Source organism: Agromyces aerolatus (assembly GCF_031432255.1).
Lineage (GTDB): Bacteria > Actinomycetota > Actinomycetes > Actinomycetales > Microbacteriaceae > Agromyces.
In genome coordinates, this window is sequence record NZ_JAVKGQ010000001.1 from 99,383 (window position 1) to 125,866 (window position 26,484).

The window sequence follows — 26,484 nt, forward strand, 5'->3', positions numbered from 1 at the left end:
GCCCGCAATGTGCCGAAGACCAGACCGACCGCGTGTTTGGACGCCGAGATGTTCCATGTTGAGCATTTCGACCGCCTCGAACACACCGTGACCACGATCCGGCGCGCCGAGCTCGACCGGCTCGCCGCGATCGTCGCCGAGCCGCACGAACACGCCCTGCTCCTGACCGGCGAACCCGGCTCGGGCAAGAGCACGCTGCTGAACGGCATCCATCCCGACGGCTACGCCGTGCACCGGGCGCGCGTGAGCGCATCCGAGCGCGACATCCCGTACTCCGGACTGTCCGCGATCGCAGCGTCGTTCGACGACCCGGCCGTCGCGAACCTCTCGGCCACGCTGCTCGCGAGGACCGGCACCGCACCCGCGCCGTCGGTCGCCGCCGCCGCCTTCCTCACGCTGCTGCGCGCGGCCGGCTCATCGCCGGGCGTGCTGATCATCGACGACGCCGACCTCATGGACCCCGAGAGCCGCGCCGTGCTGTCGATGATCGCCGGCCGGCTGGGCGGCACGGGCCTGCACCTGGTCGCAGCCATGAGCTCGGAGCAGCGCGCCGACCTGCTCGGGGCCATCCCCCGGTTCCGGCTCGAGTCGCTCGACGCGGACCAGTCGATGCACGTCGCCTCCGCACTCACCGATCATCGCGCCGACCGCGCAGTGCGCAACATCATCGTCGGCGCGGCACGGGGCAACGCGCGTGCGCTCGCGGAGATCGCGAGCCGGCTGAGCGAGGAGCAGCTCGTGCGGGCCGCCCCGATCGAGCTGCCGTTCCGGCTCTCCCCCGCATCCGCCGAGACCGATGTCGAGCCGCTCATCGCCACGCTGTCGAGCGCACACCTGCACTCGGCCGCCGCGATCGGCGCCGAAGACCCCGACGCGCTCGAGCGGCTGCTCTCGGACGGGGTCGTCACGCGTGAGCGCGGGTACGTGCACCTCACCGATCCCGTGCTCCGCTCGCGCGTCTACTGGTCGATGCCGCTCGACCGCAGGCGGCTCCTGCACGAGCAGGCCGAGCTCGCCGAACGCGACCACGATGCCGGGCTCGCGTGCTGGCACGCGAGCCTGCGCGACCAGTCGTCGACGGCCGCGACGACGCTCGCGGCCGCCGCGGCCCGGTTCGCGCACGCCGGTCACACCTGGCAGGCGGTCGAGCTCGCCGAGCGCGCGCTCGCGCACGGCCAGCCGACGGGCACGCTCGCCGCACCGCTGCTCGACCTCGCGAGCGCGTGCTTCCTGCACGGCGAGCCCGCGTACGCGGAGCGGTACGCCCGGTGGTCCAGACGCACGTCGCCCGGCCACGAGACGCACGCCCCGGTCTCGCTGATCCGGGTGCTGAGCACCTTCGTCGCCACGAGGCGACTCTCGCTCGACACGCCCGACTACGCGATGCTGGTCGCGCGCGGCAATGAGGATGCCCCTCAGCTGACGCAGCTCGCGGCCGTGCACGCCGAGCGCTGGGAACACGCCGAGGCGAGCCGTCTGCTCGACCGGGCCGCCGCGGTCCGTGCGCCGGCCCCGGTCGAGGCGCCGGGGCCCGCCAACCTGCACGACCTGGTGCGCATGCAGGTCGCCGCGCTCGCGGGCGACGCCGCACCGGCGAAGGCGCTGATCGCGCGCATCGGCGGCCGGCACCGGCCGGGCACGGCGAGCACGATCGAGCTCCTCATGCTCGGCCGCAGCCTCACCTTCCTCGACCGCAACCACGACGCACGACAGGCGCTGCGCGCGGTCCTGAGCGCGGAGCCGGCACCGGCGCCCCTGCTCGAGGAGTACGCGCGGGCCTACCTGACCGAGCTCGAGATCCGCGCGGGCCGCCAGCTCGAGGCCACGGCGCTCATCGAGCGGAACCGCCACGCGCGCGGACGCGCCGACCACCCCCTCGAGCAGATGCTGCTCGCCTGGCGCCGGCTCGCGCTCGGCGACGTCGACCTCGACATCGCGGAGCTGCACCGGCAGTTCGCGTTCGACGACCCCGCCATCGCCGCGCGCCTCGCGGTCTATCAGGGGCAGGCCGCGCTCGCGGAGGGCCGGTTCGACGATGCGGTCGCCGTGCTCAAGACGGCCGCGGCCGCTGGCGCGGCGTTTCCGAACCCGTCCCTGCTGCGCTACGACGTCGATCTGGTCGAGGCGTACGCGGCCACCGGCCGCCACGAGGAGGCCCTCGCCCAGGCGCGGGACTTCGCGCGCCGGGCGGAACCGTTCGCGACACCCTGGACGCGTCAGGCGGGAGCGCGGATCGCCGCGCTCCTCGCCCCCGGGGAGGAATCCCTGATCGCGTTCGACCGTGCCCTGCGGCTCGCCACCCCACCCGATCTGATGTTCGAGCGGGCGCGCACGTTCATGAGCTGGGCCGAGCGACTCGCGGGCCTCGGGCGCGCAAGCGAGGCCGACGAACACCGGCGGGCCGCCCGCGCGGTCTTCACGCAGCTCGGCACCGTCCAGTGGATCACCCGGACCGAGCACGCTCGACCGGTCGCGAGCAGCCGTCCGGCACATCCCGTGCTCTCGACGCTCAGCGACGACGAGCGCAGGGTCGTGGACCTCGTGCGGCAGGGCCTGCGGAACAAAGAGATCGCCGCGATGCTCTACGTCTCGCTGCGGACCGTCGAGGTGCGGCTCACACGCATCTACCAGCGGCTCGGCATCGGCTCGCGCGCGCAGCTGATCTCGGCACTCGCCGAGGCCGGCGCCGAGCCGGCGGTGCTCCCCCGGTCGGGTTGACGCCGGAGCATCCGCTCACGATGACGCGGGCCGCGCCGCCTCAGCGGCGGCGGCCCGCCTCGTCGGACTCGTCCACCGGCCGCTCGCGATGCGCCGCCCGGTGACCGCCTCGCCGAGCGAGCGCAGGCAGATCGCCGCGTCGACCGCGCGCAGCACCGGGAACACGATCGCGTAGGCGAAGTAGCCGGGCCGGCGGGACGCGATGACCGCCGCGATCGTGAGCAGCAGGTCGGGGATGTAGATGCCCAGCAGGATGGCTACGGGCGGCGCCACCCGCCACAACCCGTCCATCGGCCCGATGTCGCCGGTCACCGCCGACCACGCCCAGACGCCGCCGGCCGCGAGCAGCAGGCCGATCATGAGCAGCAGCATGGCGCTCGAGACCACGAGCTCGACGATGTAGAGCGTGAGCGCCGCCCAGAACCGGTCGCGCCGGGCCCGGTGCCGCCGCACGGTCTGCCAGAACCCGAGCGTCCAGCGCCGCATCTGCTTCACGTAGTCCTCGAACGTGTCGGGGTCCTGGGTGCGTGCGACCGCCGCGTTCGGGCGGAAGTCGATGCGCCCGAGCCGCTTCGCGTGCAGCTCGAACGTCATGTTGAAGTCCTCGATCACGAGCCCGGGTGCGTTGATGTCGATCTCGGCGAGCACACTCGTGCGGTACATGCTCGCGAAGCCGGGCACGATCGACACGACGTTCGCCGGCCGCGAGGCCTGGCCGTACTTGAGCAGGTACTGCACGACGACGTAGAACCGTTCGCGGTACGCGAGGAGGAGCCGGCCGAACCTCGTCGCGGGCGGCGGATCGGTCGTGGTCGTCGCCCGGCCGGCGACCGCGACCACACCGGGGTCGTCGAACGCGGGGAGCCCGGACGCGAGATAGTCGACGTGGAGCCTGGTGTCGGCGTCGAGCAGGAGCACGACGTCGAACCGCCGGATGAGCTCGAAATGCTCGATGGCCGCGACGATGGCGCCGGCCTTGCCGCGGTTCGGGTCGAGGTCGAGCACGTTCGCGCCGGCAGCGCGCGCCAGGTCGGAGGTGCCGTCGGTCGAGCCGTCCGACGCGACGAACACCTGATCGGCGCGGACCTGGGTGCAGGCCGAGCTGATCGTGTCACCGATCACGAGCTCCTCGTTATGCGCCGGGATGAGCACCGCGACCCGGTCGGGCTCGATGCGCCGGCCGGTCGCGACGGGTGCGGGCTCCACCGCGCGCGAACGCAGATAGCGCAGTGCGCCGGCACTCGCCCACAGCAGGGTGTTCACCCCGACCATGAGGATGACGAGGATCACGAAAGTGGTCACTGGGGGGCTCCTCACCTCGGACTCGAACGTACTCGCGGTCAGGACGCGCCGACCCGGGACCACATCGGGGTGTGGATCGCGTGCGGTTTTCCACACCTTCGCCGCCGAGCCCTCCCAGCAGGGTCGGTGCGGGCCCACACTGGCGACGGATGCACCACCGGCGGCCCGCCCGCCGGCCAACCAGTACCCGACTGCGAGGACCCCATGACTTCAGAACCCATCATCACGCCGCGCACGCGGGTCGCCCCGCCGCGCCGCCGCCGCCAGGCCGAGCGCATCCAGGTGATCCCGCGCGTGGTCTTCGACTTCGACGTCGCGATCGTCGGCCTCGGGTACGTCGGGCTCCCGACCGGCCTGACCTTCCATGCCAACGGTGCTCGTGTGCTCGGCATCGACACCGATGGGCGCCGGCTCGAGCAGATCCGCGCGGGGGCTGCGGATCTGCTCGAGTTCGACCGCGCCCGCCTCGCCGCCGCGCTCCGCGACGACGAGGGCTTCGCGATCGACGGCGACATCTCCCGGCTGGGCGACGCCGCGGCGGTCGTGATCTGCGTGCCGACCCCCATCGACGAGCACCTGACGCCCGACCTCGGCATCCTCCGCGCCGCGTGCGCCATGGTGGTCGAGCATGCCGTGGCCGGTCAGCTGATCATGCTCACCTCGACGACCTACGCCGGATGCACGCGCGAGTTCCTCGTGGAGCCGCTCGAGCGTCGCGGCTTCGAGCCCGGCCGCGACATCCACATCGCGTTCAGCCCCGAACGCATCGACCCCGGCAACGCGGGCTTCGAGCACGAAGACGTGCCGCGCGTCGTCGGCGGGGCCACACCGTCCTGCCGCGAGGCGGGCGAGGCCCTGCTCAGCCGCTCGACCCGGCTCATCCATCCGGTCGGCTCGCTCGAGGCGGCCGAGATGACCAAGCTCGTCGAGAACACGTTCCGCGCGGTGAACATCGCGCTCGCGAACGAGTTCGCCGAGGCGTGCAGCTCGCTCGGCGTCCCCGTGATGGACGTGGTCAACGCGGCCTCGACGAAGCCGTACGGCTTCATGCCGTTCTACCCCGGCCCCGGGGTCGGCGGGCACTGCATCCCGTGCGACCCGCACTACCTGCTCTGGCAGCTGCGCAAGGAGCACATCATTCTGCCGCTCATCGAGCAGGCCATGTCCGAGATCGCCGTGCGGCCCCGCCGGGTCTTCGAACGGGTCAGGGAAGAGCTCGCCGACCGCGGCCAGTCGATCACCGGCGCACGCGTGCTGGTCGTGGGCGTCGCCTACAAGGCCGACGTGGCCGACCTGCGCGAATCCCCCGCGCTGGAGATCCTGAGCCTGCTGCAGCAGGCCGGTGCGACCGTGGCCTTCCACGACCCGCACTTCCCGCAGCTGCGGCTCCGCGACGGCAGCATCCTCGTCGACACGGCCGACGCACTCGCGTTCGAGCCCGACCTCGTCGTGCTGCACACCGCGCACACCTCGGTCGACCAGTCCTGGCTCGCCGAGGTCCCCACCGTGCTCGACACCACCTATCGCGGCGCCGACCTGCCCCAGCGGGTCCTGCTCTGAACCGCGGACTCGAGAAGGAGAACATGATGCGCTCGGCGATCACCGGCGGAGCCGGATTCATCGGCAGTCACCTGGTCGAGCATCTGCTCGCGCGCGGAGACGAGGTCGTCGTCCTCGACGACTTCTCGACGGGCTCCCGGCGGAACCTCGCCCACCTCGAACACGACCACCGGCTCAGGATCATCCAGGGGTCGATCCTCGACCGCGCGCTCGTCGAGCGCATCGTCGGCGCGACCGACCGGGTGTTCCACCTCGCGGCGGCGGTCGGCGTGAAGCTCATCGTCGAGCAGCCGCTGCGCAGCCTCCGCACGAACATCCACGGCACCGAGAACGTGCTGCACGCGGTGTTCGAGACCGGGTCGACGCTGCTGCTGGCCTCGACCAGCGAGATCTACGGCAAGAACACCGCAGACGCGCTCTCCGAGGACGCGGACCGCATCCTCGGATCGCCGCTCACGTCGCGCTGGACGTACGCGGCCGCCAAGGGCATCGACGAGTCGTTCGCGCACGCGTACTGGAGCGAGCACGGCACCAGGGTCGCCATCGTCCGCCTGTTCAACACGGTCGGCCCGCGCCAGACCGGGCGCTACGGCATGGTCGTGCCGAACCTGGTCAACCAGGCCCTCCGCGGCGAGCCGCTGACGGTGTTCGGCGACGGACGGCAGACCAGGTGCTTCTCGTACGTGGGCGACGTCGTCCCGGCGATCGCGACACTCGCCGAGACGCCCGAGGCCTACGGCCGCGCGGTGAACCTCGGCGGGTCGCGCGAGATCTCGATCCTCGAGCTCGCGATGCGCATCATCGACGTGCTCGGCAGCTCGAGCGAGATCCGGTTCGTGCCGTACGAGCAGGCCTACGCGCCAGGCTACGAGGACATGCGGCGCCGGGTGCCCGACAACGGGCTCGCGCGCTCGCTCATCGGCTTCGAGCCCACCACGCCGCTCGACGAGGTGATCATGCGCGTCGCCGACACCGCACGCGACGGCGGACACCCGTCGGAGACCATGCAGCTCGCGATGCCGATGACGGCGGGCGTCGGGCTCGAACCCGCCATCGAGGTGCGCTGATGTGCGGCATCATCGCGTGCCGCGGCCCCGGCTCGGCCGCGGAACGGCTCGTCTCGGGGCTCAGGCTGCTCGAGTACCGCGGCTACGACTCGGCCGGCGTCGCCCTCTCGGCCGCCGACGGCAGCACCGCGGTGTTCCGTACCACCCAGCGGGTCGGCGCGCTCAGCGAGCTCGTCGACGCGTGGGAGGGCCCGGCGCTGAACGGCACGGGGATCGGCCACACCAGGTGGGCGACGCACGGTGCCGTCTCGGTCGCGAACGCCCACCCCCACCAGGACTGCAGCCGGCGCGTGAGCGTCGTGCACAACGGCATCATCGAGAACGTCGTCGAGCTGCGCCGGCAGCTCGTCTCGGCCGGGCACGTGTTCGCCTCCGACGTCGACAGCGAGATCATCGCGCACCTCGTCGAGGACGCGCTCGCGGGCGGGGACGGCCTGATCGAGGCGGTCGCGGGCACCGTCGCGCGGTTGCGCGGCTCGTGGGCGATCGTCGTGCTCGACAGCCGGACGTGCCGCCTCGCCGCCGCGTCGCACCGTTCGCCGCTCATCGTCGGCGAATCCGCCGAGGGCGTGTTCCTCGCGAGCGACATCGCGGCGGTCGCGTCCTGGGTCGACGACTTCCGCGTCCTCGGCGACCACGACATCGTGGAGGTAGGCGACCGGGTCGTCTGGACCTCGGCCGGGACGCCGATCGAGCCGCCCGCGCTCCGCGCCGGGCCCGGCCGCGCGTCCTACGCCCTCGTCGCCGAGCACGACCGGCACATGGCCGCCGAGATCGCCGAGCAGCCGGCCGCCGCCGCGCGTGCGGTCGACGCCATCGCCGACCGCGTGGCCGACGGCCGGCTCTGGCATGACCTCGGCCTGCCGCCGTTCCAGCGCCTCCGCGTCCTCGCGTGCGGTACCTCGCTGAACGCCGGGCAGGTGATCGGCGGCGTGTTCACCCGGCTCGGCGGCGGCGGATTCCAGCCCGTGGTGGCGAGCGAGGCATCCGGCACGTTCGTCGAGCCGGGCACGCTCACGCTCGCGATCAGCCAGTCCGGCGAGACCGCCGACGTGCTGCGCGCGGTCGACGAAGACCCGGCGGGCGTCCCGGTGCTCGCCCTCGTCAACAACCTCGACTCCACGCTCGCGCGGAGCGTCGACGCTGCGATCGGCTGCCAGGCCGGTCCCGAGATCGGCGTCGCCGCGACCAAGACGTTCGTGTGTCAGATCCTCGTCGGGGCCGGGCTCGTGATCTCGTCCCTCGTCGATCGCGACCTCATCGATCGCAGCCTCGCGCGCCGCCTCGCCGACGAGCTGAGGCGCGTGCCCGACCGGCTCGCGCGAGCCGTCCAGGACGCCTCGCTCGTCGAGACCGTCCGCGAGGTGCGCGACGCCTCGGGCTTCGTCTTCCTCGGTCGCGGGGCCGCCGTGCCCTACGCCGGCGAGGGTGCGCTCAAGCTCAAGGAGCTCACCTACCGCTGGGCCGAGGCCTACCCGGCGGGCGAGCTCAAGCACGGCCCGCTCGCGCTCGTCGAGCAGGGCACACCCGTCATCGTCATCGACGACGGCGATGTGCGCCTGCCGACGAACATCGCCGAGGTGCGGGCCCGTGGCGGCAACGTCATCACGGTCGGCCGCGTCGGCAGTCGCATCGAGGCACCGGTCGAAGACCGGCTGCCATGGGGGCCCATCGAGGCGTCCGTGCCCGTGCAGCAACTCGCGCTCGAACTGGCCGTCGAACTCGGCCTCGACGCCGACAAGCCGCGCAATCTCGCCAAATCCGTCACGGTCGACTGACCGTGGAGCCTCCAACGAAGGAGCACGCCATGAAGCCCCCGAATCGACGACCGGGAGTCCTCCTGCGCTCGTCGGCGATCATCGCCGGCGCCGCGCTCGCGGCCTCGCTCGTCGCCACCGCCACGCCGGCCGCCGCGCTCGAGGGCGCGCCGACCGTCGTCAGCATCACGTTCGACGACTCGAACGCCAACCAGATGGCCGCGGCCGACATCCTCAACGCCAACAACCTCGACGCGACGTTCTACACCCTCAGCGGATTCATCGGCCAGCCGGGCTATCAGACCCGGGCCGACCTCGACGCGCTCGCCGCGGCCGGCCACGAGATCGGCTCGCACACCGTGACGCACCCCGACATGGCCACGCTGAACGCGAACGAGGCGAAGGCCCAGGCCTGCCAGAGCCGCGAGACGCTGACCTCGTGGGGCTTCCAGGTGACGAGCTTCGCGTACCCCTTCGCGTCCATGAGCGACACCGCCAAGCAGGCGGTCGCCGACTGCGGGTACAACACCGCCAGAAACCTCGGCGACATCGAGACCAGGTTCGGCTGCGCGGGGTGCGGCTTCGCCGAGTCGCTGCCGGCGCCGGCCGACCCGTTCGAGCTCAGGGTGCCCGACATGGTCGACAACACGTGGACGCTCGCGGACCTGCAGAACACCGTCATCAACGCCGAGAGCTCCACGGGCGGCTGGGTGGGCCTCACGTTCCATCACGTGTGCGACAACTGCGACGCAGAGGGGCTCGAGGTCTCCACGAGCCTGTTCACGGAGTTCGCGCAGTGGCTCGCCGGCCGGTCAGCGACGCACAACACGTCCGTGAAGACCGTGCAGCAGGCGTTCGGCGGCGCGGTCAAGCCCATCGTCGACACGTCGTACCCGCCGGCCCCCGGTCCCGGGGTGAACGGCATCAAGAACGCCAGCCTCGAGACGCTCGGCACGAACGGCGTGCCCGACTGCTTCATCCTCGCCGGGTTCGGCAGCAACACGCCGACCTTCAGCACGGTGTCGCCCGGTCGCACGGGCAACGTCGCCGAGAAGCTCGTCATGTCGAACTACGTCGACGGCGATGCGAAGACCATCATGACGATGGACTTCGGCACGTGCGCGCCGACCGTGACGGCCGGCACTCAGTACTCGCTGCGGACCTGGTACACCTCGACCGCGGTCACGCAGTTCGCCGTCTACCTGCGCAACGCGCTCGGCGGGTGGGAGTACTGGACGTCGAGCCCGTATTTCGCGGCCGCGACCACGTACAGCCAGGCGGTCTGGGACTCGCCGGCCATCCCGGCGGGGTACACGGGCATCAGCTTCGGGCTGAACCTGATCTCCAACGGCGAGCTCGTGACCGACGACTACGAGCTGTACGACCTGAACGGCGCGCCGGCCGTCACCGTCCCCGGCGTCGTGACCATCACGGGCACCGCCCAGGTCGGGCAGGTGCTCACCGCGAACCCCGGCATGTGGACGCCCGCGCCGGCGACGTTCAGCTACCAGTGGCTGCGGAACGGCACGGCGATCAGCGGCGCGACCAACGCGACGTACACGCCAGTCGCCGCCGACGTCGGCGCCACGCTGACCGTGCAGGTCACGGGCACGCCCGCCGGCGGCAGCACGGCGAGTGCGACATCGACGCCAGGGGTCGTGGTCACGGCGGGAACCATCACGCCCGCCGTCCCGGTGATCTCGGGCAATCCGCAGGTGGGCTTCGAACTCGCGGCCATCGCCGGCACGTGGACGCCCGCCGGAGTCACCCTGACCTACCAGTGGCTGCGGAACGGCACCGCGATCAGCGGCGCGACCAACCGGACGTACACGCTCGTGGACGCCGACCTCGCTGCGCGGATGTCGGTGCGGGTCACGGGCACACTCGGCACGGCGACGGCGAGCGCGACCTCCGCGCAGACGTCGGACGTGCAGGCGCGCTCGGTGACAGTGACCCGGATGGAGGGGGCCGACCGGTTCCTGACGGCCGTGGCGGTGTCGTCGAAGTCGTACAGCCCCGGCGTCGCGCGGGTCTACATCGCGAACGGGCTGAACTTCCCCGACGCGCTGTCGGCCGCCCCGGCGGCGGCGCAGTTCAACTCGCCACTGCTGCTCACGGCTCCGACGGCGCTGCCCGCCGCGGTCCGCGCCGAGATCGTGCGACTGAAGCCCGGCCGCATCGTGATCGTCGGCGGGGTCGACAACGTCTCGAGCGCGGTCGCGACCCAGCTCGCACAGATCGCCACGGTGCAGCGCATCGCAGGCGTCGACCGGTACGAGACCTCGCGGCTCATCGCGGCGAACGCGTTCGGCACCTCGGGCGCCGCGACGGCGTACGTGGCGACGGGCACCAACTTCCCCGACGCGCTGGCTGCGGCCCCCGCGGCGGCGAAGGCGAACGGGCCGACGATCCTGGTGCCGGGCAACGACACGACGCTCAGCCAGGCGACCCGTACCCTGCTCGACACGCTCAATGTGAGCAGCGTGAAGATCACGGGCAGCACGCCGTCGGTGAGCCCGCAGATCGCGAGCGCACTGGCGACCGTCCCCGGCGTCACCTCGGTGCAGCGGCTGGCGGGCCCCGACCGGTACGCCACGGCGTCCGCGATCAACGCCGACGCGTTCGGGGCGGCTCCGACGATGTACCTCGCGAGCGGGGAGAACTTCCCCGACGCGCTCGTCGGGTCGGCGCTCGCGGGCTGGAAGAACGCGCCGATCTACCTCTCGCGCAACGCGTGCCTCAGCCCGTCGGCATCGGCCGGGCTCACGCGACACGGGTCCAGCAACCTGGTCCTGTTCGGCAGCGCCGCGACCCTCAGCGCCAATGTCGCGAACCTGCAGGTCTGTACCTGATCGAGGGGCCCCGCGCCCGGCCCGTGGTCTCCACGGGCCGGGCGCGACCGCGCCCGCGGTCCTCGCGACCGCGCCCACTGTCGCCGCGACCGTGCTCGCGCTCGTCGCGACCGCGGTCGTGCTCAGCGCGTGCGCATCGTCCGACGGAGGCGACCCGATGACCGCACCCACGCCCGGCGGGTACCCCTGGCACACCGACATCGTGGCGACCACGTTCTGGGTCGGCGAGGTGTTCGACCCCGACGCCGAGGACGGCACCCAGGAGTATTCGACCTACGACTCGAGCTGGATGGCCTCGTACGGCGGCTGCGACGGCCGCCTCGAGGACGGCGTCTGCGAGACCGAGGCGCGCACCGCGGCCGACGACTACTTCCCGACGGCGATGACCCCGAACGAGAACCCGTTCTACCTCGACCTCCCGTACGACGATCTCAACGACCCCGAGGGTTTCGCCCGGCGCGGCGAGGTCATCCCGTGGGCCGACGAGCCCGGATACCGCGAGCTCGTCGACGACCCCACGGTGAGCCTGATGAAGAACCGCTGGGTGCGGCTCCATGCGAACGGGCGCGAGTGCTACGGCCAGATCCAGGACGCCGGGCCCGGCGAGTACCACGACGCCGCGTACGTCTTCGGCGACGACGACCGGCGCCCCGCGAACCGGCGCTACAACGGCGCCGGCATGGATGTCTCGCCCGCCCTCAACGGGTGCCTCGGCTTCACCGAGCTGAACGGTGAGGACGACCGCGTCGACTGGCAGTTCGTCGACGAAGAGGACGTGCCTGACGGCCCGTGGCGTCGCGTCGTGACCACGAGCGGCGTCCGCTGATCGTGCGCGACGTGACGTGTCGTGACGCGTCCTGACCGCCTCCTCGCAGACCGGAGTTCTCTTGAACGCCCGCCCCGGGTTAGCCTTGCTCCATGGCTGAGCTGCGACTGGAAGACCTGTCCGCGTCGAACATCGTGGCAGCGAACCAGTTGTCGCTGAAGCCGGGGCAGGAGCAGTTCATCGCCCCGGTGACCTACTCGGCCGAGGCCTCCGTCGTGAATCCCGACACCGCGTGGCAGCGCGTCGCCCTCCTCGAAGACCGGGTCGTGGGCTTCATCCACGGCAACTTCGACCCCGAGAACGAGCGCGAGGAGTTCCGGGCGTGCATCTGGCGCATCAACGTCGACGCCGAGGCGCAGGGCCAGGGCGTCGGCCGCTTCCTCGCGAAGACGCTGGCCGAAGAGGCCAAGCGCCGCGGCTTCGACCACATCAACGTGCTGTGGGAGCCGGGCGACGAGGGTCCCGGCGAGTTCTTCCACCGGATCGGGTTCCGCGATGTCGGCGAGACCGCCTACGGCGACGTCATCGGCGCCCTCGAGCTCTGACGGGCGCGAGCCCGACCACGTGCCCGAGCCCCCGGTGCGGATGCCTCGGCCGTCGTCATTCGTCGACGCCGTGCTCACGGTGGTCGCCGACATCCCGCCCGGCGAGGTCGCGACCTACGGCGACGTCGCGGCCGTGCTCGGCTCACGCGGGGCGCGCGCCGTCGGCATGGTGATGGCCAGGTACGGCTCGGATGCCCCGTGGTGGCGCGTCGTCCGGGCGGGCGGCCGGCCACCCTCCGGGCACGCCGAACCTGCGCGCGCGCACTACGAGACCGAAGGCACCCCGCTGCGTTCGGCTCCCTCGGACGACCCCGACGGCTACCGCATCGACCTCGCCGCGTGCCGCTGGAACCCCTGACCCCGCCGCTCGAACAGCGAGCGACGAAGGAGCACGCGTACCGAGACCCACCACCCGCTACTCGATCAGCACCGGCTGGGGCTCGAGCGGAATGCGCACGGTCACGGTCGTGCCCGCGCCCGCGGGGCTGTCGAGCTCGAGCGAGCCGCCGACCGCGTCGATCCGGTCCGCGATCCCGAGCATGCCCGTCCCCTGCTCGAGCGATGCGCCGCCGACGCCGTTGTCGCGGACCACGACCCTGAGCTCGTCGCCGACGACGTTCGCGCGCACCCAGCCGCGCGTCGCACCCGAATGCTTGGCGATGTTGGCGAGCAGCTCGGCGACCGCGAAGTACGCGGTGGACTCGACGATCTCGGGCAGGCGCCCCTCGGCCTGCACGTCGATCTCGATCGGCACAGGGCACCGGCCGGCGAGCTCGGGGACGGCGAGCGCGAGCCCGCCGGCGGACAGCAGGCTGGGGTGGATGCCGTGCGCGAGCTCGCGCAGCTCGCGGAGGCCCGCGGCGAGTTCGTCGATCGCCGCTTCGAGCGACGCGACGAGGCGGTCGTCGCCCAGCTCGGCCGCGCGATCGGCCGCGAGCCGGAGCCGCATGCCGAGCGAGACGAGCCGTTGCTGGGCCCCGTCGTGCAGGTCGCGTTCGATGCGCCTGCGCGCCTCGACCCCGGCCTCGACGATCCGCTGACGCGACTGGCGGACGTGCTCGAGGGTCCGCTCGATCTCCGAGCGCAGGCGGCCGTTGTCGACCGAGAGCCGGAGAGCGCTCGACACGCCGTCGAGCAGCCGCATGTTGTCGGTCAGCACGCGGTCGTGCCTGATGAGCGCGATCGGCACGCCGAGCGGTGACGCCACGGGCAGCACGCTGTGGCTGCCGCGCGGGTCCGCGTCGGCCTCCTCGATCGCGACGCCGCCGGCGTCGAAGTATCCGCCCCGTTCCTCGTCCCACCAGTAGACCCGGACCGAGGCGTCGCGGAGGGTCCGGGCGAGCGACTCGGCCCAGAGCCCACGGTCGGCGCCCTCGCGCGTGATGCGCATGAGGTCGGCGACCCTGGCCCGCATGTTGCGGGCATGCGAGATCCCCGCGTCGAAGCTCACGGGCACCGACGCGATCGCGATGAGCGAGATGGTGCGGAGCACCGCGTCGGCCGTGGTCTCGGCGGCGTAGGTCACGGCCTGCGCGGCGAGCGTCGTCGCCCACGCCAGCAGTGCGACGGGCATGAGGAAGGCCACCGTGCGCGCGGGCACGCTGGCCCGCACCCACTGGACGAGCAGGCGGCCGGCGATGACCAGCGCGAGGCCGACGCCGACGATCCGGTAGGCGTTGTCGATGAGCCCGAACAGCCACGGCAGGTCGGCGACCTGGTACGGGTTCGGCACGCACGCGCACGTGTCCGGACCCGGCGCCGCGAGCAGCAGCACCGCCAGGAGGTTCACGCCCGACGCGACGATCGCGATGCCCGCGATCCACCGATCGAACCGGCCGCCGAGCCGGCCGCGCGGGTAGACGAGCACGAGGATGCCGGTGATCACCGCCCAGCCGAGGTCGACGCCGCGCACGATCGGCCAGAGCCAGCCGACGTCGCCGATGACCTGGTAGATCGATTGCGGGATCCAGAGCACGACGAACGCGATCATGAGCCGCGCCGGCAGTGGCGACGGCCCGGCGACCCACGCGACGCCCGCGCATGCGGCGAAGACGAGCGGCACCATGGCGTGCAGGGCGACGTACGACCCCTCGTCGCGCTCGGCCTGCGGCGTCGCGAGGAACCCCGACACCTCCATGGTGAGGCTGAGCGCCACGGCCACCGCGATGATCGCGGAGCGCAGCACGATGCGCCGTTTCCGGCCGGGCGCCATCATGACCTCAGCCTCCGCTCACCTCGCGCCGAGCAGCGTCAGCACCGCGAGCACCCGACGGTGGTGCTCGGGCGACTCCTCAAGGTTGAGCTTCTGCAGGATGCTGCGCACATGCGTCTCGACGGTCTTCAGGCCGAGGAAGAGCGCCTGCGCGATGCCGCCGTTCGAGTAGCCCTGGGCCATGAGCTCGAGCACCGAGCGCTCGCGCTCGGTGAGGCGCGCGAGCGGGTCGTCGGCGCGCGTGCGCCGCACGAGCTGTTCGACGACCTCGGGGTCGACGACGGATCCGCCGTCGGCGACCGTCTCGACCGCGCGCACGAGGGTCTGCGGCTCGCTCACGCGCTCCTTGAGCAGGTAGCCGGTGCCGCTGCCCGCGCCCATGACGCGCAACGCGTACTCGGGCGTCGCGTACATCGAGAGCAGCAGCACGCCGATCTTCGAGCCCGACGCCCGCAGGGACTCGAGCGCGACGATGCCCTCGTCGCGGAAGCTCGGCGGCATGCGGATGTCGAGCACCGCGACGTCGATGTCGTCGGTGCGGACGACCTCGAGCAGCTCGTCGCCGGTGCCGACCGACGCGACGACGTCGATGCCGCCACCCTCGAGCACCTTCTGGATGCCCTCGCGGAGCAGCAGCGCGTCATCGGCCACCGCAACCCTGAGCGGGGATCTCACCGTGTCAGCCATCGCCCCTCCGTCTCGGTCGGCGCGCGCTCGACCCCCGCCGTCGGTCGCGGTATCTCGCGACTGTATCGCGTTCGACCCCCGGTTCGTGCACCCCGTTCAGGGGCCACACCGATGCGGCGGCCCGCACGGCGTGCCACGCTGGGTTGGCCATCTCGCTGGCTGTTCGAAGGAGCACGGATGCCTCCCGTCGCAGACGCCGCACGAGCGCCCCGCCCGATCGTCGTGCGGGCGGCCCCACCGGGGGTCCGGATCGGGGAGCTGCTGCCCGCCGGCGCGCTGCCGGCGTCCGGGCGCACGCTGCGCATCGCGCTCGCGATGCGCGGCGGGGTGAGCCTCGCGGTCTGGATCGGCGGCGTCGCCGCGGAGCTCGATCTCCTGCGCCGCATCCGACTGTTCGACGTCGGCGACGAGACCTGGGCGATCGTGCCGACGACCCGCGGCGCCGACCTGTCGCCCGCGATGGAGGAGCGCGTCGTCGTCTACGCGGGCCTGCTGGACCGGGCGGGGTACGACCGGGTCGAGATCGATCTGCTCGCCGGGGCCAGCGCGGGTGGGCTGAACGCGGTCGTCTACGCCGTCGCGCAGCGTGCGGGCGTCGCGCTCGACGGACTGCTGCGCACGTGGGGCTCGGTCGGCGGCTTCTGGGGGCTGCTGCACGAGCCGGGCACCTGGGGGCTCCGGGCGCCGCTGCGCGGCGAGGGCTACTTCCGGCGCCGGGTGTTCGCGGCGATCCGCGATCTGCACGGCTCGCCCGGCGGACATCCCGACCTCGTGCCCGAGTACGTGAGCGTCGACCTGTCGGCGACCATGATCGACACGGCTGACCAGTTCGAGGAGGACGCCGCCGAGGGGCGCGGGCACTTCCGGTTCGTCGGCAGCGACACCCACCATCTCGACAACCTGGTGCCGCGCCGGGGGGCGCTCGGCTACGAGGGCAAGCCGGCCGACGATCGCACCCAGCTGTGGCACCTCGCACTCGCCGCGAGGTCGACCTCGTCGCTCGCGGGCGGCTTCGAACCCGCCGAGATCGCCTCGACGGAGTGGCCGGCGGGTGAGCCGCGCACGGAGAGCGTCGCCGAGCGCGACGACCTGCGGTTCGCGTTCGGCGCGCACCGCGAACGTCCGGGCGAGCCGTTCCGTGTGATCGACGGCGCGGTGTTCGACAACGTGCCCATCGATCGCGCGCTGGCCGCCGCCAGGCTCCGCGCGAGCGACCGGCTCGCCGACCGCGTGCTGGTCTTCCTCGATCCGGAGCCCGACCCGGCGCTCGGCGGCCCGGCACCCTGGGATCCCGATGCGTCGCGGTTCTTCCGTGCGGTCGGCGCGATGTTCACGCGCAGCTTCCGGCGTGAGTCGGTCGCGCGCGAGGCCGCCGAGCTGCAGCGCTTCAACGGGCAGCGCGCGCTCGAGGCGGGCCGGCGCGACAGCGGCGCGGGGCTGCTCGGATCGGCGGGCGCCGAACCCCGCGAGGTCGACGCGCGCCGCCGCGCGTACGTGCGCGCGTCGGGCGTCGCGGTGGCCGAGAGGCTCGCCGACGCGCTCGGTCAGCCCTCGCTCTGGCAGCTGCGTTCGGCGGGCCGGCGACGCCGGCGGTACACGCCGATCGACCGCAGCGCGCTCGCGGGGCTCGCCGATGCGGCGGCCGCCCGGTACGCCCGTGAGGCCGACGACCGGCTCGCCGTCGCGCTGCACGCCCCGCTGGCCCTCGCAGACGCGGCGAACTGCATCCTCGCCTGGGCCCGTGAGCTCGAGCGCGTTCCGGAGACCCCGGGTGCCCGCCGCGGGCTGAGCCTGCCCGATGTGCGCCGCGACGCGTACGCCGCGCTGATCGACGCCGAGGGCTCGCTCGACGCGCTCACGGAGCGCGTGCTCGAGCACGTGCGTGCGACGCTGCGGCCGCACGCGGTGCCCTCGCCGCCCGAGCTCGCGGCGTTGGTCGAGCTCTGGGTCGCGACCTCGGACGAGGTCGACACCAGCGCGCACTGGCGCGAGCTCGATGCGTGCGTCACCGGGCTCGCGCTGCTCAGCCGTCAGGTCGATGCGGGCATCGACGCCCACGCGGCCGAGGTCGCCGCACGGTGGCGTCGGTCGCCGTGGCGCGCGATCGCCCTCGCGGACGCCGCGACCGAGGCGGCCGACCTGCCGCCGCTCGCGAACCCCATCGGCATCCCGGCCGCGCTCTCGCACGTCGGCTACTGGAGCATCGGCGTCGACGAACGGCCGGCACACCAGGAGCGGTTCACTGTGCTCCTCGACGACCGGTTCCTCACGCGACTGCAGACCACATTGCGCACACCCGGCCTGCCCGCCGACGCGGCGGCCCGCACGCTCGCCGCGCCCGACCCCGACCCGATGGACCGTCAGACGAAGCTCGCGGGCTACGGGTTCGGCAACTTCCTCGGCTTCCTCGCGAGCCAGTGGCGCGTGAACGACTGGTGGTGGGGGCGTCTCGACGGCTCGGCCGGTCTCGTGCGCCTGCTCGCGACGCGCGTGCACGGCGTCGCCTCCGACGGCCTCGTCGCGGCGGTGCAGGACGCCGTGCTCGCGCAGAGCGACGAGCCCCGCTATCGCGACGGCGGACTGTCCCCGCTCGATCCGGTCCGGTCGGGGGCGTCTTCGGGTGTCTCGGCGACGGTCTCGGCCGGCGCGGCCGTCCGGTCGGGCGGCCTCCCGGACGCGGCCCCGGCGAGCGCCACGTCGACGGATGCCCCGCCCGAGGCCGAACGCACCCCGGTGCCCGCCCCGCACGCGGCCGACGGCGACGACCGGCGGGCGCGGCTCCGCGCGGGCACCGATACGCTCTGGAACCTCGATCCGGGGTACCGATTCGCACTCGCGGCGCGTGCGATCCGGCTCATCGACCGCGCGGCGATGCCCGTGAACCGGGTGTTCCGCACCGTGTTGCAGGTCGGGCTCGCCGCACTGCGGCCCGTGCTCGTCGCCGTTCCGGCTGTCGCCGACCCGCCCCGGCTCGCGCTGGTCGCGGGGCTCGCGGCGGGCGTCGCGTGGCTGCTCACCTGGACGGCGTTCGCGCCGACCGCGGGGTCGAGCATCACCGCGGCGGTCGTCGCAGCGATCCTGCTCGGCGTGCTCGTCGCGGGCATCGTGCGCTCGCGCCGGCGCTGGGCGACCGTGATCCAGGGCCTCGCGGGGAACCCGCGCGAGATCGCCGCCGTCCGTGCACGGGCGGACTCCCGCTGGGGCCTCGCGCGGTACACGGTGGTCGCGGTCGCGAGCCTCGTGCCGCTCGTCATCGCGATCGCGCGCGCGAACCTCGTCATGGCCGTGCTCTGCATCGGGGTGTCGCTCGTGCTCATCTCCGTCGCGGTGCGCGCCGCGAGCGGCGCGCGGCAGACCACGGTACGGCCGCGCCTGCTGCGCACGAACCTCATGTTCGCGGTGTTCGTCGTGCTGGGCGGGCTGCTGCCGCTTGCGCAGGTGCTCTGGGCGGAGCATCCGCTCGCCCCGTCGCTCGCGCGCGCCGCGCTCGCCCCGCCGCTGCGCTGGGACCTCGCGGTGCTCGCCGTCGGCGCCCTGCTCGTCGCGATGGCGCTCAGCGTCGACTGGCTGCCGGTCCGTGTCGGCCGCACGGCCCGGCGCCGCACGCGCGGCATCGACTGGCTCACGATCTCGACCCTCGCGACCGCCGTCGCGCTCGTCGCCGCCGAGCTCACCCGGTTCGCGATGTCCGACCGCCCTGAGCTGCACGCCACGGCCACCGCCGTCGCGGTGTTCCTCGTCGTCTGGGGCAACCTCGTGTGGTGGCTGCCCGACCTGCGCCGCCGCGAGCTCCCGAAGGCCGACACCGTCGTCCGCGCCCCCTGACCCGCGCCCCGGCCCGCGCGCCCGCGCCAACCGCGCCCCGCGCCCCCGCACCACCGCCCCCGTCCCACCGCCCCGCCGCGCCAACTCCGACCAATCGCGCCAGGCACGACGGTCCTAGGCGGCGCGATCGGTCAGAGTCGGCGCGGCAAACGCGAACTGGCGCGGCACACGGAAGGTGGGCGGCACACGGAAGCGGGCGCGGCACGCGGAAGGGAGCGCGGCACGCGGAAGGGGGCACGCGGCAGGTGGCGCGGCACACGGCAGGTGGCGCAGCCGCGCCCCGCGCGCCCCGCGCCCCCCGCGCCAGCTCTGACCAATCGCGCCAGGCACGACGGTCGTACGTGGCGCGATCGGTCAGAGCCTGCGCGGCACACGCGAACTGGCGCGGCACGCGGAAGGGGGCGCGGCACACGGAAGGGGGCGCGGCACACGGCAGGTGGCGGCACACGGCAGGGGGCGCGGCCGCGGCTATACGAGCGAGTCCCGCCAGGCCGCGTGCAACGCGGCGAAGCGGCCCGACCCCGCGATGAGGTCGGCCGGGGCGCCGTCCTCGACGATCCGGCCGTGCTCCATCACGAGCACGCGGTCGGCGATCGCGACCGTCGACAGCCGGTGCGCGATGATGACCGCGGTGCGGCCCGCGAGCAGGGTCTGCAGCCCGTCCTGCACGGCGCGCTCGCTCGGGATGTCGAGCGAGCTCGTCGCCTCGTCGAGGATCAGCACGGCCGGGTTCGCGAGGAACGCGCGCGCGAACGAGATCAGCTGGCGCTGCCCCGCGCTCACGCGTCCGCCGCGCTTGTTCACGTCGGTGTCGTACCCGTTCGGCAGCGACTCGATGAACTCGTGCGCGCCCACGGCCTGCGCCGCGCGCACGATCTCCTCGAACGGTGCGTCCGGCCGGCCGAGGCCGATATTGTCGGCCACCGAGCCCGAGAACAGGTACGCCTCCTGCGTGACCATGACGATCGCGCGGCGCAGGTCCTTCGGGTGCAGATCGCGCAGATCGACGCCGTCGAGCGTCACGTGCCCCTCGCTCGGGTCGTAGAACCGGGCGATGAGCTTCGCGAGCGTGGACTTGCCGGCGCCCGTCGAGCCGACGAGCGCGATGGTCTGCCCCGCCGGGAGCTCCAGGTCGAATCGCGGCAGGATGACCCGGTCGGCGGTGTACGCGAACTCGACGCCGTCGAACCGCACGTTCCCCTCGGCGGTCCACAGATCGACCGGCTTCACCGGATCGGGCACGCTCGGCTCCTCCTCGAGCACGCCCGAGATCTTCTCGAGCGCGCTCGCGGCCGACTGGTACGAGTTGTAGAACATGGCGAGCTCTTCCATCGGGTCGTAGAACCGTTTGGTGTAGAGCACGGCCGCGAGCAGCACGCCGACTTCGAGCCCCGCGTCGATGACCCGGAACCCGCCGATCAGCAGCACGACGGCCACCGCGGTGTTGCCGATGAGCGCGAGCGACGGGTTGTACACCGCGAAGAGCCCGAGCACGCGCGCGTTCACGTCGCGGTAGTCCTCGACGAGCGCGCCGAACTCGTCCTCGTTGCGCCGCTCCTTGCGGAACGCCTGCACCGCCCTGATGCCCGTCATGGTCTCGACGAACTGCACGATGAGGCGCGCGCTGGCCACGCGCGAGCGCCGGAACAGCTTCTGCGAGCGCACCTGGAACCAGCGCGTCAGCCCCACGAGCGGCAGCAGCGTGACCAGGAGCACGAGACCCGACACCCAGTCCAGCCAGATCAGCGCGATCGCGGTGAACACCATGTACAGCACGCCGCGGATGAGCGCGTTGATGCCCTCGTCGAGCAGCTCGCGGATCGCATCGAGGTCGCTCGTCTGCCGCGAGATGATGCGACCCGATGTGTACGACTCGTGGAACTCGAGCGACAGCTTCTGGGTGTGCAGGAACACGCGGGTCCGCAGGTCGATCAGCACGGCCTGGCTGATGCGCGCCGCGAGCCGGATGTACCAGGCCATCAGGAACGCGCCCGCGACGCCCGTCAGCAGGAACGCGAGGCCAGCGAACCCGACCGGCAGCCAGTTCTGCTGCAACAGCGCAGGCAGCCCCTGGTCGAGCCCGTAGGCGATGATGGCCGGGCCCGCGACCTGCGCCGCGGTCGACACGACGACGATCATGAGCGTCAGCCACAGGATGCCCCGCTGGGGGCCGAGCAGGGAGCCGAGCAGGCGAAGGCTGCGCCGACGGATCTGCCGAGACTCGGCCTTCGTGTACTCGTGGCGTTCCTCGCCCTGCACGCCGAACACGGTGCTCATCGGAGGACCTCCCGCTCATCGTCCCGGTCTTCGATGGGCTGGTCGCCTGGGCCGGACGACTCGACCACCTCGATGAGATCGGATGCCTCGGCCTGGGCCCGACGCTCCTCGTCCTCGAGGCTCGAGATCACGAACCGGTAGTGGTCCGAGTCGCGGAGCAGCTCGGTGTGGGTGCCGACGGCGGTGATGCGGCCCTCCTCGAGGAGGGCGACCCGGTCGGCGAGCATGACCGTCGACGGGCGGTGCGCCACGATGAGCGCGGTCGTGTCGGCGAGCACGGTGCGGAGCTCCTGCTCGACGCGCTCCTCGGTCGCGACGTCGAGCGCCGAGAGGGGGTCGTCGAGCACGAGCACGGCGGGCTTGGCGGCGACGGCACGAGCGAGCGCGAGCCGCTGCCGCTGCCCGCCCGAGAGGCTCATGCCCTCTTCACCGACCTTGGTCTCCAGCCCGTCGGGCAGGTCGTAGGCGAAGCCGGCCTGCGCGATGCGCAGCGCCTCGTGCAGCACCCGGTCGGCCTCGGCCAGGACGGCCGGCTCGTCGCCCGCGAGCTCGGGACGCCCGAGCAGCACGTTGTCGCGCACCGAGGCGCTGAACAGCGTCGCGTCCTCGAACGCCATCGCGATGTGCGTCCTGAGCTCCTCGCGCGTGAGCGCGCGGACATCCACGCCGTCGAGCGTGACCGCACCCGCCGTCACGTCGTAGAGCCGCGTCGTGAGCGCCGTCATCGTGGTCTTGCCCGAGCCCGTGAGGCCAACCAGCGCCATCGTCTCGCCGGGCTCGAGCACGAGGTCGACCCCGTCGAGCAGGTCGCCGAACCGCTCGGGCGAATCCTGATACCTGAAGTGCACGCCCTCGAATGCGAGCTCGCCGCGTGGGCGCTCCACACGCAGCGGACGCTCGGGGTCGGTCACCTGGTTCCGCTCGTCGAGAATGTCGAAGTACCGGTCGGTCGCGGTCCGTGCGTCGAGCGAGAACGCCAGCAGGAACCCGATCGACTCGATCGGCCACGCGAGCACGGTCGCGGTCGCGAAGAAGGCCACGAGCTGGCCGACCGACAGGTGCCCCTGCGACGCCAGCCAGACGCCGAGCACGAGACACGCCGCGAGGGCGACCGCGGGCACGAGCAGAAGCCACACCCAGATGTTCGCGTCGAGCCTGGCCTTCTCCATCTCGGTGGACCGCAGCGTCTCGGCCCGCGCCCGGAACGAGCTCAGCGCGTGCTTGCCGCGGCCGAACGCCTTCAGCACGCGGATGCCGTGCACCGACTCCTCGACCGCGGTCGCGAGATCGCCCGACTGGTCCTGGCTGCGGCGCGAGACCTCCGAGTACCGGCCTTCGAACAGGTACCCGACGACCCACAGTGGGATGGCGCACACGAGGAACACGAGGCCGAGCACCCAGCTCATCGAGATGAGGATCGCGATGCCGACCACGATCACGATGAGGTTCACCACGAGCAGCACGAGCCCGAAGGCGAGCCAGCGCCGGATCAGCCCGAGGTCGGTGACCGCACGCGAGAGCAGCTGACCGCTGGGCCACCGGTCGTGGAAACTCACGGGAAGGTCCTGCAGCTTGGCGTAGAGCGCGTTGCGCATGCGCGCCTCCACGCGCGTCGTCGGGGTGAGCACGAGCCAGCGACGGAGGGCGAACATGAGGGCCTCGGCCGCGCCGAGCCCGAACACGAGCAGCGCGAGCGGCACGACCGCGGCGCGGTCGCCGTCGGTCAGCGGCCCGTCGACGATGCCCTGCAGCACCTGCGGCACGGCGAGCGCGATGAGCTGCGCGACGAGCGCGGCGGCCGCGCTGCCGATGAGGGCGGGAAGGGCGGGCCGCGCGTAGGCGTTGAGCCGCCAGAGCGCGCGGATCGAGCTCGAGCGGGCCGGCGCGGGGCTGCGGTGGGGCGGTGGCTGGTGGTCGGCGATGGCGGTCAAGCCGAGATCCTTCCGGAGGCGCTCGCGCGCGTCAGCGCGTCGAGTCGAAGGTTCGAGGAGGGCGCACGGTCGCCGCGCGGTCGTCGCGTGGCGGGAGTGTGCGGAATACAGGCGGCCGGCGGAGCCGGCGGTGCGGACGGGGAGCCGGGGGCGCTACCGGGACGGCGTGAGCGCGGCCGGCGCACGAAAGGCAGCGCCGAATGCCGCCACGGAACGGGCGTCGAAATCGGTCGTCTGCATGGTGTCCTCCTGCGTCTTCGTGATCGGCCGCGACGGATCGCATCGCGGCCAGCCCTCCAGACTAGAGAACCGCGGAGCCGGACCGCAACACCGGCGTTGGTCGAGTCGCGCAGCGTATCGAGACCGGGCGTGGGGTCTCGATACGCTCGCTGGCGCTCCCTACTCGACCAGCGGGGGTCGCTACTCGACCAGCGGTGGTCAGCGCACGCGCACCGAGAGGCAGGTCACGCAGCCCTCGAGCTTCTCGAACTCGGAGATGTCGACCGTGACCACGCGATAGCCGAGGCCCGCGAGCATCTCAGCGGTCTGCGGGGCCGACGCGGCCATCAGCAGCGTCTCGGGCGACAGCTCGACCACCGCGACCCCCTCGGGCTCGGGCACCGGCAGGAACCGCGGGAACAGGCTCGGCGTGTCGACGCGCTCGGGATCGCCGATGATCGTGCCGTCGGGCAGTGCGGTGAGCACGCTCTTCAGGTGCAGCGCCTTCGTGACCGGCACCGCGACCACGGTGAAGCCGTGCGGGGCGAGGATCGCCCGCAGCTGACGGATGCCCTCGGCGTTGGTCCGGCTCGAGGCGCCCACGTAGACCGTGTCGCCGACCTTGAGCACGTCGCCGCCCTCGAGCGTGCCCGGTTGCTGGATGCGCTGCACCGTCACGCCGGGCAGGTTCCGCACCGCGCGCTCGACCGACGCGGTCTCGGGCCGGCGCGATTCGGCGCCCGGGCTGCCGAGCACCGCGAGGTCGCCGAACATGACCACCTGGTCTTCGACGAACACCGAGTCGGCGAGCTCCGGCTCGGCGTCGACCTCGATCGTCTCCCACCCCTCGGCGACGAGCGCGGCGCAGTAGTTGTCCCACTGCTCGTCGGCCTTCGCCTGGTCGACCGGGAGCCGCTCGAGGTGCGTGAGCTCGCCCTCCGCGAGGTTCGACGCGGGGATCCGCACGAGCGCCATGCGGTGCTGATCGCGGTCGGGCGCGTACCCGAGCACGGTCCGCAGCACGCGCGGCGCGAGCAGCACCTCGGCGAGCACGACGGCGATGATGAACACGAGGTTCAGGCTGACGAGCGACCCGAGCACGAACAGGAACGTCTCGGGCCGGACGCCGTTGCCGCCCGCGAGCACCGTCCAGGAGGTCCCGAGGATGGCGGCGAGGACGGCAGACGCGAGCCCCGCGAGCAATGCGAGGAACCAGCGCCGTGTCGCGCCGGCCGCGTTCGCGATCGAGAGCAGTGCCCATGCCAGCACCGACGTCACGAAGAAGTGGCCGCCGATCTGCCCGAACACGTCGGGCGACTGCCCGTTGCCGATGAAGAGCGCGAGCGTCGCCGCCGCGTAGGCGACCCCGGCGACCACGGCGCTCGAGAGCAGCACCGAGCTCACGCGCCGGGCGGGGGTGATCGCCGGACGGAAGCGGGCGCGCGGGGATGAAGCGGATGGCGCGGGGGACGTCATTCGCCCAGCCTATCCGGGCGCCCGCCGCCGACGGGCGGTGCCGCAAGCCGCTTATTGCGGCGTGTCGCCTCCGGTTCGACCGGCCTCGGAACGGGCGTCCGCGCGACCCGCGTCGAGCCGAGTCGCGGCGAGTCGCTCGGCGGCGCCGAGCGTGGTCTCACCCGCGGTCTCGGCGCCGCGCAGCACCTCGCCCACCGTTCGGCCGATGCCCGCGATCCTCGCCTCGAGCTCGACCTCGGCCACGTCGGGCGAGGAGGCGAGGTCGAGATAGACGACGCCGCCCGCATTCACGACGAAGTCGGGCGCCCAGACGATGCCGCGTTCGCGCAGCAGGTCGGCCACGACGCGTTCGGCGAGCTGGTTGTTCGCGGCACCGACCACGGCCCGCACGCGCAGGTCGCGGACGACGTCGGCGGTCAGCACGCCGCCGAGCCCGCACGGCGCGAAGACGTCGGCCTCGACGAGGTGCGCGTGCTCGGGCTCGACCCAGTCGGCGCCGAGCTCCGTGGCGAGCGCACGCTTGCCCTCCGCGACATCCGTCACCGTCAGCCGCGCGCCGCCCGCCGCAAGCTGGCGCGCGAGGCGACCGCCCACCTGGCCGAGGCCGGCGATCACCACGTGGCGGCCCGAGACGTCGGCGCTGCCCGTGAGGTGTTCGAGCGTGGCGATCAGGCCCGCGTGCACGCCGGCCGCGGTCGCGTCGGCCGGCTCGCCGACGCCGCCCTGCTCGGGCGGAAGCCCGCACACGTGCGCCGTGCGCTCGGCGACGACGGCCATGAGCTCGGCGCTCGTGCCCACGTCCTCTGCGGTCATGTAGGCGCCGCCGAGCGACTCGACGGCGTCGCCGAGGTCGAGCATCGCGGCCCGCCGGCCCGCGTCGTCGAGCACGACGCCCGGCGGGATCGCGATGACCGACTTGCCGCCGCCGCGCGCGAGGCCGGCCGCGGCGTTCTTCAGCGTCATGGCCTCGGAGAGGCGGAGGGCGTCGGCGAGCGCGTCGGTCCAGTGGTCGTACTGCCAGAGCCGGGCCCCGCCGAGCGCCTGCCCGAGTACCGTGGAGTGCACGGCGACGATCACGATGAGACCGGATCGCGGGCCTCGGGTGATGAGCACGCGCTCATGATCGGGGGCGTCGAGGGGAAGGGCGACCGCGCCGGCCGTGGAGGGCGCGGGAGCTGCGGGTGCGGTCGCGGGCGTGGCGAAGGAATGCGTGATCGACATCGATCGTTC

16 protein-coding genes are annotated in these 26,484 nt (G+C 72.8%); 9 read left to right on the forward strand and 7 right to left on the reverse strand.

Annotated elements, in window-relative coordinates; genetic code table 11:
- The first annotated feature begins 48 nt into the window (after nucleotides 1-48).
- Nucleotides 49-2,718 (forward strand): helix-turn-helix transcriptional regulator, encoded by a 2,670-nt coding sequence (locus RH864_RS00455; protein WP_310515543.1) that lies wholly within the window; start codon nucleotides 49-51, stop codon nucleotides 2,716-2,718.
- A gap of 15 nt (nucleotides 2,719-2,733) precedes the next feature.
- Here the strand turns inward: RH864_RS00455 and RH864_RS00460 are convergent, their stop codons facing one another.
- A complete protein-coding gene (locus tag RH864_RS00460; protein ID WP_310515544.1) occupies nucleotides 2,734-4,020 on the reverse strand; it encodes a glycosyltransferase family 2 protein in 1,287 nt (428 codons plus the stop codon).
- A gap of 204 nt (nucleotides 4,021-4,224) precedes the next feature.
- Between RH864_RS00460 and RH864_RS00465 the strand changes: the two genes are divergently transcribed.
- The 7 genes from RH864_RS00465 (at nucleotide 4,225) to RH864_RS00495 (ending at nucleotide 12,985) form a co-directional block, all read left to right on the forward strand.
- Nucleotides 4,225-5,580 (forward strand): nucleotide sugar dehydrogenase, encoded by a 1,356-nt coding sequence (locus RH864_RS00465; protein ID WP_310515545.1) that lies wholly within the window; start codon nucleotides 4,225-4,227, stop codon nucleotides 5,578-5,580.
- Nucleotides 5,581-5,606: 26 nt separating this feature from the next.
- The gene (locus RH864_RS00470) at nucleotides 5,607-6,647 is read left to right on the forward strand and encodes an NAD-dependent epimerase/dehydratase family protein (RefSeq protein WP_310515546.1); all 1,041 of its coding nucleotides are present in this window, start codon (nucleotides 5,607-5,609) and stop codon (nucleotides 6,645-6,647) included.
- Nucleotides 6,647-8,425, forward strand: coding sequence for a glutamine--fructose-6-phosphate transaminase (isomerizing) (gene glmS, locus RH864_RS00475; RefSeq protein ID WP_310515547.1), 1,779 nt, complete (start codon nucleotides 6,647-6,649; stop codon nucleotides 8,423-8,425). The genes RH864_RS00470 and glmS overlap by 1 nt, the downstream gene beginning before the upstream one ends.
- Nucleotides 8,426-8,454: 29 nt before the next feature.
- Entirely contained in the window at nucleotides 8,455-11,256 is a 2,802-nt protein-coding gene (locus tag RH864_RS00480) for a cell wall-binding repeat-containing protein (protein WP_310515548.1), read from the forward strand.
- A 157-nt stretch (nucleotides 11,257-11,413) separates the two neighbouring features.
- Complete coding sequence (locus RH864_RS00485; protein ID WP_310515549.1) at nucleotides 11,414-12,082, forward strand: hypothetical protein; 669 nt, start codon at nucleotides 11,414-11,416, stop codon at nucleotides 12,080-12,082.
- A gap of 92 nt (nucleotides 12,083-12,174) precedes the next feature.
- Nucleotides 12,175-12,627 carry a GNAT family N-acetyltransferase gene (locus RH864_RS00490; RefSeq protein ID WP_310515550.1) on the forward strand — a complete coding sequence of 151 codons (453 nt, stop codon included), beginning with the start codon at nucleotides 12,175-12,177 and terminating at the stop codon, nucleotides 12,625-12,627.
- 19 nt (nucleotides 12,628-12,646) lie between these two features.
- Complete coding sequence (locus RH864_RS00495; protein ID WP_396129929.1) at nucleotides 12,647-12,985, forward strand: MGMT family protein; 339 nt, start codon at nucleotides 12,647-12,649, stop codon at nucleotides 12,983-12,985.
- A 57-nt stretch (nucleotides 12,986-13,042) separates the two neighbouring features.
- Here RH864_RS00495 and RH864_RS00500 read toward each other — a convergent pair whose 3' ends face one another.
- Nucleotides 13,043-14,842, reverse strand: a complete 1,800-nt coding sequence (locus RH864_RS00500; protein ID WP_310515551.1) for a sensor histidine kinase — start codon at nucleotides 14,840-14,842, stop codon at nucleotides 13,043-13,045.
- A gap of 15 nt (nucleotides 14,843-14,857) precedes the next feature.
- The gene (locus RH864_RS00505; protein ID WP_310515552.1) at nucleotides 14,858-15,526 is read right to left on the reverse strand and encodes a response regulator transcription factor; all 669 of its coding nucleotides are present in this window, start codon (nucleotides 15,524-15,526) and stop codon (nucleotides 14,858-14,860) included.
- A gap of 177 nt (nucleotides 15,527-15,703) precedes the next feature.
- Between RH864_RS00505 and RH864_RS00510 the strand changes: the two genes are divergently transcribed.
- Nucleotides 15,704-19,351, forward strand: a complete 3,648-nt coding sequence (locus RH864_RS00510) for a DUF3376 domain-containing protein (protein WP_310515553.1) — start codon at nucleotides 15,704-15,706, stop codon at nucleotides 19,349-19,351.
- A 468-nt stretch (nucleotides 19,352-19,819) separates the two neighbouring features.
- Here RH864_RS00510 and RH864_RS00515 read toward each other — a convergent pair whose 3' ends face one another.
- The 4 genes from RH864_RS00515 to RH864_RS00530 form a co-directional block, all read right to left on the reverse strand.
- On the reverse strand, nucleotides 19,820-21,628 hold the full coding sequence (locus tag RH864_RS00515) for an ABC transporter ATP-binding protein (protein ID WP_310515554.1): 1,809 nt from the start codon (nucleotides 21,626-21,628) through the stop codon (nucleotides 19,820-19,822).
- Nucleotides 21,625-23,550 carry an ABC transporter ATP-binding protein gene (locus tag RH864_RS00520; RefSeq protein WP_310516000.1) on the reverse strand — a complete coding sequence of 642 codons (1,926 nt, stop codon included), beginning with the start codon at nucleotides 23,548-23,550 and terminating at the stop codon, nucleotides 21,625-21,627. The genes RH864_RS00515 and RH864_RS00520 overlap by 4 nt, the downstream gene beginning before the upstream one ends.
- A 447-nt stretch (nucleotides 23,551-23,997) precedes the next feature.
- Nucleotides 23,998-25,254 carry a dimethylargininase gene (gene ddaH / locus RH864_RS00525; RefSeq protein ID WP_310515555.1) on the reverse strand — a complete coding sequence of 419 codons (1,257 nt, stop codon included), beginning with the start codon at nucleotides 25,252-25,254 and terminating at the stop codon, nucleotides 23,998-24,000.
- Nucleotides 25,255-25,305: 51 nt separating this feature from the next.
- Entirely contained in the window at nucleotides 25,306-26,475 is a 1,170-nt protein-coding gene (locus tag RH864_RS00530) for a Glu/Leu/Phe/Val dehydrogenase family protein (RefSeq protein ID WP_310515556.1), read from the reverse strand.
- Between the last annotated feature and the right edge of the window lie 9 nt (nucleotides 26,476-26,484).

Coding starts and splice junctions, on each gene's coding strand:
- RH864_RS00455 (WP_310515543.1), top strand. CDS start 49: ATGTTCCATGTTGAGCATTTCGACCGCCTCGAACACACCGTGACCACG.
- RH864_RS00465 (WP_310515545.1), top strand. CDS start 4,225: ATGACTTCAGAACCCATCATCACGCCGCGCACGCGGGTCGCCCCGCCG.
- RH864_RS00470 (WP_310515546.1), top strand. CDS start 5,607: ATGCGCTCGGCGATCACCGGCGGAGCCGGATTCATCGGCAGTCACCTG.
- glmS (WP_310515547.1), top strand. CDS start 6,647: ATGTGCGGCATCATCGCGTGCCGCGGCCCCGGCTCGGCCGCGGAACGG.
- RH864_RS00480 (WP_310515548.1), top strand. CDS start 8,455: ATGAAGCCCCCGAATCGACGACCGGGAGTCCTCCTGCGCTCGTCGGCG.
- RH864_RS00485 (WP_310515549.1), top strand. CDS start 11,414: ATGACCGCACCCACGCCCGGCGGGTACCCCTGGCACACCGACATCGTG.
- RH864_RS00490 (WP_310515550.1), top strand. CDS start 12,175: ATGGCTGAGCTGCGACTGGAAGACCTGTCCGCGTCGAACATCGTGGCA.
- RH864_RS00500 (WP_310515551.1), bottom strand. CDS start 14,842: ATGATGGCGCCCGGCCGGAAACGGCGCATCGTGCTGCGCTCCGCGATC.
- RH864_RS00505 (WP_310515552.1), bottom strand. CDS start 15,526: ATGGCTGACACGGTGAGATCCCCGCTCAGGGTTGCGGTGGCCGATGAC.
- RH864_RS00510 (WP_310515553.1), top strand. CDS start 15,704: ATGCCTCCCGTCGCAGACGCCGCACGAGCGCCCCGCCCGATCGTCGTG.
- RH864_RS00515 (WP_310515554.1), bottom strand. CDS start 21,628: ATGAGCACCGTGTTCGGCGTGCAGGGCGAGGAACGCCACGAGTACACG.
- ddaH (WP_310515555.1), bottom strand. CDS start 25,254: ATGACGTCCCCCGCGCCATCCGCTTCATCCCCGCGCGCCCGCTTCCGT.
- RH864_RS00530 (WP_310515556.1), bottom strand. CDS start 26,475: ATGTCGATCACGCATTCCTTCGCCACGCCCGCGACCGCACCCGCAGCT.